This is a genomic window from Limnospira sp. PMC 1279.21, assembly GCF_032349615.1.
GTDB lineage: Bacteria > Cyanobacteriota > Cyanobacteriia > Cyanobacteriales > Microcoleaceae > Limnospira > Limnospira fusiformis.
Genome location: NZ_JARPLU010000167.1, coordinates 1 through 9,817 on the forward strand (window position 1 = coordinate 1; position 9,817 = coordinate 9,817).

At 44.6% G+C, this 9,817-nt stretch carries 12 protein-coding genes, 1 tRNA gene and 1 other annotated feature; of the genes, 9 read left to right on the plus strand and 4 right to left on the minus strand.

Annotated features, from left to right (window positions below; translation table 11 throughout):
• Positions 1-51 precede the first annotated feature (51 nt).
• Positions 52-264 carry a hypothetical protein gene (locus tag P5683_RS19690; RefSeq protein WP_233497490.1) on the minus strand — a complete coding sequence of 71 codons (213 nt, stop codon included), beginning with the start codon at positions 262-264 and terminating at the stop codon, positions 52-54.
• A 488-nt stretch (positions 265-752) separates the two neighbouring features.
• On the minus strand, positions 753-1,223 hold the full coding sequence (locus tag P5683_RS19695) for a hypothetical protein (RefSeq protein WP_006622649.1): 471 nt from the start codon (positions 1,221-1,223) through the stop codon (positions 753-755).
• Positions 1,224-1,374: 151 nt separating this feature from the next.
• On the opposite strand from P5683_RS19695, the gene glyQ reads away from it, so the two are divergent.
• From glyQ to rplL, 9 genes are all read left to right on the plus strand, one after another.
• A complete protein-coding gene (gene glyQ / locus P5683_RS19700; RefSeq protein WP_035760003.1) occupies positions 1,375-2,256 on the plus strand; it encodes a glycine--tRNA ligase subunit alpha in 882 nt (293 codons plus the stop codon).
• 180 nt (positions 2,257-2,436) lie between these two features.
• Positions 2,437-2,823 (plus strand): 50S ribosomal protein L19, encoded by a 387-nt coding sequence (gene rplS / locus P5683_RS19705; RefSeq protein ID WP_035760001.1) that lies wholly within the window; start codon positions 2,437-2,439, stop codon positions 2,821-2,823.
• Between the two features lie 118 nt (positions 2,824-2,941).
• A tRNA-Trp gene (locus tag P5683_RS19710) sits at positions 2,942-3,014 on the plus strand.
• Positions 3,015-3,219: 205 nt separating this feature from the next.
• Positions 3,220-3,444, plus strand: a complete 225-nt coding sequence (gene secE / locus P5683_RS19715; protein ID WP_006622645.1) for a preprotein translocase subunit SecE — start codon at positions 3,220-3,222, stop codon at positions 3,442-3,444.
• Positions 3,441-4,112: a transcription termination/antitermination protein NusG gene (gene nusG, locus P5683_RS19720; RefSeq protein WP_006622644.1), complete on the plus strand. Its 672-nt coding sequence runs from the start codon at positions 3,441-3,443 to the stop codon at positions 4,110-4,112. Before secE ends, nusG begins: the two co-directional genes overlap by 4 nt.
• A 3-nt stretch (positions 4,113-4,115) precedes the next feature.
• Positions 4,116-4,541 (plus strand): 50S ribosomal protein L11, encoded by a 426-nt coding sequence (rplK, locus tag P5683_RS19725; RefSeq protein ID WP_006622643.1) that lies wholly within the window; start codon positions 4,116-4,118, stop codon positions 4,539-4,541.
• Between the two features lie 96 nt (positions 4,542-4,637).
• Positions 4,638-5,354: a 50S ribosomal protein L1 gene (rplA, locus tag P5683_RS19730; RefSeq protein WP_006622642.1), complete on the plus strand. Its 717-nt coding sequence runs from the start codon at positions 4,638-4,640 to the stop codon at positions 5,352-5,354.
• A gap of 185 nt (positions 5,355-5,539) precedes the next feature.
• Positions 5,540-5,712 (plus strand) — a sequence feature (ribosomal protein L10 leader region).
• Positions 5,713-5,772: 60 nt separating this feature from the next.
• Positions 5,773-6,342: a 50S ribosomal protein L10 gene (gene rplJ, locus P5683_RS19735; protein ID WP_006622640.1), complete on the plus strand. Its 570-nt coding sequence runs from the start codon at positions 5,773-5,775 to the stop codon at positions 6,340-6,342.
• Positions 6,343-6,389: 47 nt separating this feature from the next.
• Positions 6,390-6,794, plus strand: coding sequence for a 50S ribosomal protein L7/L12 (rplL, locus tag P5683_RS19740; RefSeq protein WP_006622639.1), 405 nt, complete (start codon positions 6,390-6,392; stop codon positions 6,792-6,794).
• A gap of 27 nt (positions 6,795-6,821) precedes the next feature.
• Here the strand turns inward: rplL and P5683_RS19745 are convergent, their stop codons facing one another.
• Together P5683_RS19745 and P5683_RS19750 are read right to left on the minus strand one after the other, a co-directional pair.
• On the minus strand, positions 6,822-8,051 hold the full coding sequence (locus P5683_RS19745; RefSeq protein ID WP_315641978.1) for a serine hydrolase: 1,230 nt from the start codon (positions 8,049-8,051) through the stop codon (positions 6,822-6,824).
• 309 nt (positions 8,052-8,360) lie between these two features.
• Entirely contained in the window at positions 8,361-9,533 is a 1,173-nt protein-coding gene (locus P5683_RS19750) for a WecB/TagA/CpsF family glycosyltransferase (RefSeq protein WP_006622637.1), read from the minus strand.
• Between the last annotated feature and the right edge of the window lie 284 nt (positions 9,534-9,817).

Here is a 9,817-nt window from a genome sequence, read left to right on the forward strand (position 1 = left end):
GCAAGTCGTGTCGTAGAACAAAGAATCCCCGTGCGTTCACGCCGGGGAGTGTCAATAGTTAACTGTCCGACAAAGATACTCCCCAAAACTGTTGGGTTCAAATTTCGCCTGTTTTCCATCTGAATCTACCCGGAGGCGATCGCGACAATTATAAATCCACTCTCCCTGTGCTACCCCGTCAATACTCAGTTTCGCCCTATATTCCCAATGATATTTGGCGCTGCGTTTAAGGCTAATTATACATATCTGGTGATTATCGATCATTCGACATATCGCCGCCTCTGACACTGGTACTATCATCACTGACAATAAACCAAACCACACTAAACCTAAGACTATCAATCTCATCAAACCACCCTCTTCGAGACTCTCCCTATACCTGTACTCAGGTTAGCGATCACAGGAAAACAGGGGCAGGATTTTTCTGGCATATCAGTTACTCTCAATTCTTAACAAACTTACGAAAATCAAAACTATCCCCAGCTATACATTAGCTAAACTTAACTAAGTCCGCCCATTTTTGCCAAATTTAGTGTTACCTAAGATACGCCTATTGAGTAGAAATTAATAAACTAGCCAAAAAGAGAAACCCGGTTAATCGCCGAGGGTATCCCAGGCTTTGCATCTAGCTGGTCTGACCGCACATCATCGAGGATAGCTATAGTATCATCCGAGGGTTTTACGAGCGTTATATAGCAATTTGCGGCTTATTTATTAATAGTATTAGCCGCTAAGTCAAATAATACAATTATTCAATCCAAGCGGAGCGCACCCGTAGGCAAATCGCCGCCATGTCGCTCAGTAGTAAAGGACTCGATTCTCCCTTCAAAAGAGTTAAAAATCACCCGAATTTCATCATAAGCCACAGCAGTAGAAACCCCTCTAGGTGTCCGACAATTAACCTGAAGTAGCCAGCGAAAACCATCTACATCCTGATAATAACTTTTGCCACAATCAAAGCCAATAAAGCCTTCGATCGCCAATTGATTTAATCCAGCGATACCCATGGGGCTACCAAGTATGGCATCAATAGTATCACGGGTTTCCTGTTGATTTAGCCTGCGCCATACTATATCGCTGCTAGTATTCTGAGCCAGGATGATATCCTCAGAAAAACCAGGGTTGATTTGACCATGAGCCGGACTCGCAAAAGTTGCTAATAATCCCGCCAGCCACAGCATTTTACAGCCTTTCCAAACCGACAAGTAATGTGTAGCAGCCATAATTTTATCTCTCCATAATTGTTGCCAGACTCATCTTATCATCAAAGCAGCAATAGTCGAGGGACAGTTGGGGGAAGTTGGGAAGGGTGAAATAATGAGGATGATATTTGATAGAATTGTGGCGGACACCTTAGTTATCAATAATTTACCAGTGAACTTTCAATCAGTTATTGCCACCCTGAACCAATTTTGGAGCGATCGCGGTTGTTTAATTGCCCAACCCTATGATACCGAAAAAGGGGCAGGAACCATGAGCCATCATACATTTCTACGGGCGATCGGTCCAGAACCTTGGTCTGTGGCGTATATAGAACCCTGTCGCCGCCCTACAGATGGACGTTATGGGGAGAACCCTAACCGCTTTCAACATTATTATCAATATCAGGTACTAATCAAGCCTTCTCCCAACAATATCCAAGAGATTTATTTAGACTCTTTGCGGGTACTAGGAATCAATCCAGAAGACCATGATATTAGGTTTGTCGAGGATAACTGGGAGTCACCCACTTTAGGTGCTTGGGGTGTAGGTTGGGAAGTGTGGTTAGATGGGATGGAAATTACTCAGTTTACCTACTTCCAACAATGTGGAGGAATTGATTGTCGTCCGGTTTGTATTGAAATCACCTATGGATTAGAAAGGCTGGCGATGTATTTGCAAAATGTAGATGCTATTGTCAAAATTGCTTGGACTGATGAGATTAACTATGGTGATATTCATCTACAGGGGGAAATAGAACAATGTACCTACAATTTTGAAGCATCTAACCCCGAGTTACTGTTTAATTTATTCTCGTTGTATGAACAGGAAGCGGAACAGTTGATTGAGCAAGGTTTAGTTTTACCGAGTTTAGATTACGTCCTCAAGTGTTCCCACAGTTTCAATTTATTAGATGCTAGGGGGGTAATTGCGGTGACTGAACGTACTAGATATATTGGCAGAATTCGGAATCTGGCGCGTCGGGTGGCTCACTGTTATTTGGAACAGCGAGAAGGTCTGGGTTTTCCCCTCCTCAAATCTCCTCAAGCGGCTTGAAATTCCTCCGAGTCATGCCAGATAGGTATACAGACAAGTCCAGCCTTGTCCCTTCCCTAGGGTTAATTTCATGGTGCAGGGGGTAGGGGTTGATGTGATCCTGGAAAATCCTTGTCGGTTGGGTTGAAAAAATGACCAAAGGATGTCATAATGAGAGATTGTGAGTTTGAAACGACTGCCATGCAAGCCCAGGAAATTATCCGCGCCATTGAGCAAGAAGAGATCGAGAGTATCAAAACCAAGGTCCAAAAAGGAAGTATCCCTAAAATCTATGTAGGAGATACGGTGAAGGTCGGTGTGAGAATCACTGAAGGTGGAAAGGAAAGGATTCAGCCCTATCAAGGGACGGTAATCGCTATGCGTAATGGTGGTATCAACGAAACCATCACCGTCCGTCGTATTTTCCAGGGGGTTGGGGTAGAACGGGTGTTCTTGCTCCACTCACCCCGGATTGCTAGTATTAAGGTAATCATGAGAGGGAAGGTCCGTCGGGCTAAATTGTACTATCTTCGCGATCGCGTTGGGAAAGCGACGCGAGTTCCTCAGCGTTTTGATCGTCCTCTTTAAGTCCCTTTCTGTAAAGGTTGGCGACCAAAACTTTAAATTTCCACAAAAAGCACTTGCATCTATCAAGACACCGTGCTATACTAGCGAGCGGTTATGGCATAAAAGCCCCATGCAGGGTGCGTCCTTAGTTCAGTTGGTAGAACGCAGGTCTCCAAAACCTGATGTCGAGGGTTCAAGTCCTTCAGGGCGCGTTAACTAAGCAAAAGTCAACCAGGTTAAGTTTTTGTTAGCCTGGTTTTGGCTAATGAAAGCGGGCGACATCAATTAACTAAAACTCAAAAAGTATTAGGGCAATGTTTCAGTATGGCACTGAGGATGTTACAATAAGTAGTTTGAGCCAGCGTGCCGCAGTTGTTAAAATCGACTGTTAAGTTAAAAATCACGAGGGGGAAAGCTGTGTCAAAGAAAGAAGAAGCAGGGATTCAGGAAGTCCCGAAGGGGTTTAGTGTTGGTGGTTTTTTGAAAGAAACCAAGGAAGAACTAGATAAGGTGGTCTGGCCTACTCGCCAGCAACTGCTGAGTGAATCGGCGGGAGTCTTGTTAATGGTAATGCTTTCAGCAACACTAATCTATTTAATAGATAACTTCTTTCGTTGGTCGTCGGGGCAGGTATTTGGATGACTTTTGGATCAGATGAGTCAGAACAACTCAATGTAATGTCTGAAATAGACAGTGAGCCAGAATATGCGCCAGGACAAGTCCGCTGGTATGCTGTTCAGGTAGCATCTGGCTGCGAAAAGCGGGTGAAACTGAACTTAGACCAACGGGTTCAAACTCTGGATGTGGCTGACCGGATTCTCAAAGTGGAGATTCCCCAGACTCAGGCGATTAAACTCCGTAAGGATGGCAGTCGCCAGCATAGTCAGGAAAAAGTATTTCCGGGCTATGTGTTAATCCAGATGAAACTGAACTGGAATAATGAGTTCAACCAGTGGGATGTTGACGATGAGGCTTGGCAGGTTGTCAAAAATACCCCTCATGTGATTAACTTTGTCGGGGCAGAGCAGAAACGTCACTCCGGGCGAGGGCGGGGCCATGTTAAACCCCTGCCATTAAGTCCATCAGAAGTTGATCGGATTTTCAGACAAACCCAGCAACAGGAAGCTGTTGTGAAGGTAGAGATGGCGAGTGGGGATCATATCCTGGTGCTATCTGGCCCGTTCAAAGACTTTGAAGGGGATGTCATTGAAGTGAGCCCGGAACGTAATAAGCTCAAGGCCTTACTGTCGATTTTTGGACGAGACACGCCAGTGGAATTGGAGTTCAATCAGGTTGAAAAGCAGGGCTAACAAATGGCAAAGAAAGTTGTAGCAGTTATCAAGTTAGCAATTAACGCGGGAAAAGCAAACCCGGCTCCCCCCATCGGCCCAGCTTTGGGTCAGCATGGGGTGAACATCATGATGTTTTGCAAGGAGTATAACGCCAAAACTGCGGATAAGGTGGGTTTGGTGATTCCGGTAGAGATTTCGGTTTATGAAGATCGAAGTTTTACTTTTGTCCTCAAAACTCCGCCAGCGTCAGTGCTGATTAAGAAAGCGGCCGGAATTGAAAAAGGTTCAGGTGAACCGAACCGGGTTCGAGTGGGAACAATTAATCGCAGCCAGTTGCGAGAAATCGCAGAGGTGAAAATGCCGGACCTGAATGCGAATGATTTGGAAGCTGCCATGAAAATTGTGGAAGGGACAGCCCGTAATATGGGTATTGCTGTCGCGGATTAATTTAGGTAGCTAAGAAAAAAATTTGAGCCAACCCAATTGTTGAATTGACATATTGGGGGAGAAGTTTAACTTCGTTATTGACCCCAGGAGGAAATCATGCCAAAAAAAGTATCGCGTCGATTAAAAGAACTTCAACAAAAGGTTGAAGATAGACTTTATGAACCCCTAGAGGGCCTGCAACTACTCAAGGAAACGGCAACGGCTAAGTTCCCGGAGTCGGTAGAAGCCCACATTCGTCTTGGTATTGACCCGAAATATACGGATCAGCAACTGAGAACAACGGTGACACTGCCGAAAGGAACAGGACAAGAGGTGCGGGTGGCTGTTCTGGCTAAAGGTGATAAGGTGGCTGAAGCCCAAAGCGCCGGGGCGGACTTGGTGGGGTCAGATGATCTGATCGCAGAAATTCAGAAAGGAATGCTGGATTTTGACAAGTTAATCGCTACACCGGATATGATGCCCCAGGTGGCTAAGTTGGGTCGTTTGTTGGGTCCAAAGGGTTTGATGCCTTCCCCCAAGGGTGGTACGGTGACTATGGATTTAACTCAGGCGATCGCTGAATTTAAGGCAGGAAAACTGGAGTTTCGGAGCGATCGCACCGGGATTGTCCACGTGATGTTTGGAAAGGTATCTTTCTCAGCGGAAGACCTGCTGGTTAACCTGTCGGCGTTACAAGAATGTATTGACCGTAACCGTCCCTCTGGGGCTAAGGGTCGCTATTGGCGGAGTGTTTATGTCTGTAGCACTATGGGTCCAGCGATTCAGTTAGATATCAATGCTTTGCGGGATCTGAAAATCGCGGAAGCTGCATAGGGAAAGGGAATCTGTAGGCTACAGAAACTCCGGGCGAGAAGTGGACAGGGAGAAGGTTGGTACTCAAATATACTCATCCCTGCTCCCTGCTGCTGATTTCCCCGAAAATAACTTTTTGCTTGACAACATACACGAATAGTGTAATAATGTTTAATTGTGCAATTAAGCACTGTAGCCCACTTATAATTCTAAAGATCTGATAACCGAAGACAGCAGGCGCAACTGGCTTAATATCCTGCCGAGGTTAAGGTATTAAAGATTTTAACGGTGAATTAAAGGCTAATTATGCCTTGAGTTCTAACGGATAATTTTTATTCCTTTACCCGGCTTGGTGAGTTCCGGGTTTTTTAATGCCAATTTGTCTTCTGTTTGACCCATTAGGGATTGGGCGTTCATCAAATACGGAGGTTCAACAGGAATGGGAAGAACCTTAGCCCAAAAGGAAAACATTGTTGTAGATATCCAGAAGCAGTTAAGCTCCGCTCAACTGACTTTGGTGATTGACTACACTGGGCTGTCTGTTTCCCAAATTACTGACTTGCGGAACCGCCTTCGGGAAACGGGTAGTGTCTGCAAAGTCACGAAAAACACCTTGATGCAGAAAGCGGTTGAAGGAGATGACAACTGGAAACCGATGGAGAAATTCCTCAGCGGTAGTTCAGCGTTTATCTTCATTCAAGACGATTTTGGTGCTGCGATTAAAGCGTATCAGGCTTTTCAAAAGGAAAGCAAAAAAACTGAGCTACGCGGCGGGGTGATGGAAGGTCGCGCTTTGAGTCCTGATGAGATCAAAGCTATTACAGAACTTCCCACCAAGGAAGAACTCATGGCTCGTATCGCGGGAGCGATCAACTCTATTCCTACGAAGGTGGCGGTTGGAGTCAATGCAGTTCCCACGAAGCTGGCGGTTGGTATCAAAGAGGTTCCGGCTTCTCTGGTGCGCGCTATCAAGGCTGTATCCGAAAAAGACGATTCCCAGGCGGCTTAAATCGCTTTTCAATTGTTTGTTATTTATTACTTGTTGAGGGTTAACCCATGTCTGAAAAAACTGATCAAATTTTAGAACAACTAAAATCTTTGAGCCTGTTAGAAGCATCTGAGTTGGTTAAGCAAATTGAGGAGGCTTTTGGCGTTGATGCTTCGGCTTCTGCTGGCGGCGGTATGATGATGATGGCTGCTCCTGGTATGGCTGCTCCTGGTGCGGAAGCGGCGGCGGAAGAAGAAAAAACTGAGTTTGATGTGATTCTGACTGAGTTCCCCGCTGATAAGAAAATCGCGGTTCTGAAAGTAGTTCGTAGCATTACCGGTTTGGGTCTGAAGGAAGCTAAAGACTTGGTAGAAAGTGCTCCTAAAGCTATTAAGGAAGCTACCACCAAAGAAGATGCGGAAAGCATTAAGAAACAACTAGAAGAAGCTGGCGCTAAAGTGGAAGTTAAATAATTCTCTGAATGCGAACAGGACCCTCCCCTAATTCAGGGAGGGTTTTTTGAGTTGACTGGGTTCGGTGGTGGAGTGAAAAACGCTGACTTCTTTGGGGGTCAGGTTTTGGGAGGCTCTATTGAGGCGATCAAAAATGTGGCGGGACATTTGAGGAAAGATGTCTTGATCTTGAGAGTAGGCGGGATCATTGGCGAAAATTGCCAGAATATAAATGGTCTGATCATCTAGGGTTCTTACAAAAATCACTTCTTGGCGTGAGTGGCTGGTATAACCAACTTTGGAACCAAAATAAATGTCTGTGGGTAATGATTGACCTAAAAATCCTTCGATAAAGTGGCGATCGCTTTCGTCCCAAGTCTCGGAATTTAGATCTCGGGTGAGAAGGTAAGCCATTTTGGTGCTGGCTATGGGAGAAACGGCTTGCTGGGTGTAAATTTCATACATTAGCCGCGCCGCCTGGTCTGTGGTGATCTGGTTTCCATTAACTAGGTATCGAGTTTGCTTTAATTGCAGATCTCTACCTGTGGGTGTTTCTTGTGAGTTGTCGATGGGATAATTTTTCATGCTGAGAATAATTCCAGCATAACCCGCTTGTTCAAAGAATTTGTTAATCTGACTGCGTTGGTTTAGCCAGGTTGTTAAGTCTTTTCCGGTTAAGGCTTCCCCGGAAGTGGTTTGGGTAATAGCATCTACAATTTCACTGGCTGATTGATTATCGGAAATGCGAATCATTTGGTTGAGGTGGTCATGAAATTTAGATTCATCCCTAATTGACCCACGTTCAACTTGATCAAAAAAGCCGACTAACCAAAATAGTTTGGCAACGCTGGCGGGAAACCTTAAAATTTGGTTGTTGTATCCAGCTTTGTAGTGCTTGCCGGAATCGCTCACATCTACTAAGGTGATCGACAGTGCTTCGGTCGGGAATCCTTTGTTTTTGGCGATCGCTACTGTTTCATTGACGATCGCCTGTAGTTGTGCTTTACTATCCCAGTTGGGTGCTGACTGCACATTATACCCGGTTTTTATTGGTTCTGTTGATGAGATTTGATCTACTTTGGCGGTTGAGAGTTTCAACACTAGGGACCTGACTATCGACAGCATACCCCACCCCAAAGCGATCGTTACTATCATTAGCAATAACAGCCGATCATACCGTAACCTTGGCAGACGCTTTACATTACCCATAATCCGATTTTTTTTATAGGAGTGTCCCCGTCGGCGAATATAAACCATTTTCTCAGCATTGACCTGCATACATACCATACCTTAACCCAAGGCGATCGCTACCATAGAAAAAGAAAATTCTAAGTTGATTTTTTCATCAATTTTTAAAAATGGCCCTCGTAATTTAGCGTCGAGGGTTGACAAGTCCTGGGAACTCATGATACTATTAAGGTAGTAAGTTAAATAATGGTAATCTGTGCAAAAAATTAAAAATTATCACTATTCCAATTATCTAAAATGATACCACAAGCTCCCGCGAAACGCAACCCCCCTCCCCCAGAGGAAATTTTTTGTAACATTTCTTAATTTTTCGTTACAAAACTTAACATTGGTGTAGATTCAAAGCGGCATTTCGGTCTGTGGGCGGGTGAGATAGGACAGAATAGAATCAACAGTTTGTTGCTTGAGCCATTGTTTCTGGACGGCAAGTTCGCCAAACCTGAGATATTTTTGCTGTTGTTCAAGCAAAATCAAGTTAATTTGTTGATCATCCAAAAGCATAGCCTGTTTGAGGTAATAACCCAAAGGTTGCCTTTGTTGACTCCCACCAATTTGAGGTAGCTGCTCGGCAAAAAAGTCCACGGTTTCTTGACGTAGCCAACCCAAATCTGTGACAATTTCACCAAAGCGGAGATTGTGCCTTTGCTCTTGAATTTGAAGCACCCGTTGCACCTGAAGTTCATCTAATAAACCGGCATCCTCAAGCATTTGTCCCAATAAAGGCATTTGCCAATGAGGGGTAGCCATGTCTCCCAAAGAGCTAAAGGGGGAATGATAAAGGTTAAGTTTTTGTTGCATGAGTAGCAGGAAAAAGGGCATATCTTCAATGAGATAGCGCTTCCAGAGGCGCAGTGGTTCAGATACGAGTCTGTGTAACCACTCCAGACCTGCTTCACTTATCCACTGAGGTGAACGGGGTTTTTCTCCGGCTTCAAAATCAATAGTCGCGCCAATAGCTAAGAAGATTTTGGCATGGTTAAGTTTATCCTTATGTTTCATAATCCACTTTTCTTGTTTGGGAGCGCCGACCCCAACAGCAAGAACAGAGGCTTTTGAGTGATTAATGCGATCGACAATGCGTTGACATTCCAGCTCGTCTTTTTCAAAACCAAAGGGTGGAGAGTAGCAGTCAACCACCATTTCACGACCGACTTTTTCGTTGATTTTAACTTTCGCCCTAGCGGCTACACCTTCAGCAGCACCGAGCAAAAATATCTTAATCTCTTCACAATCTCGGTAGTAATTATAGAAGGCGGGAAATAGGTCAGAGCCGGATATTTTTTCAGCAATAGGCTGGTTTAAAAGCCGAGAAGCATAGTAGACAATCTGACTATCACAAACGCGGTAATCCGACTTATTATAGATGTCGTAAAACTCTTTGTCTTTCTGCAATCGCATCAAGTGATCGACATTAGGAGTGAAAACAATACCGCCACGTCTCCCAAGTTCTTCTAGGAGTTGTTCGGTGGTAATATTGTCAATACATATATTGAATAACTTAACTTCGTTCATGATATATGTACCGTGTTTTTACAGTTGTACCAAAAACCAGATAATAGATGGTTTTGATGGAGTTTTTGTTAGGTTGCAGTGGGCTGACTTGTCTGTAACACTTAATGAATGAAACTTAGCACGAATACCTCGGCATATTTTGGCTAACTAAGTTTCACGTAAAACTCCTGGGAGGGTTGGAAGCTCCGTGATTGATCACGGAGAGGAAAACCGACTCAAGCGGCTTTAGCCGCCAGCACCCCTTTGCGGGGTGGAGGGGTATGGTTGCCCCTCCATGGAGCTAG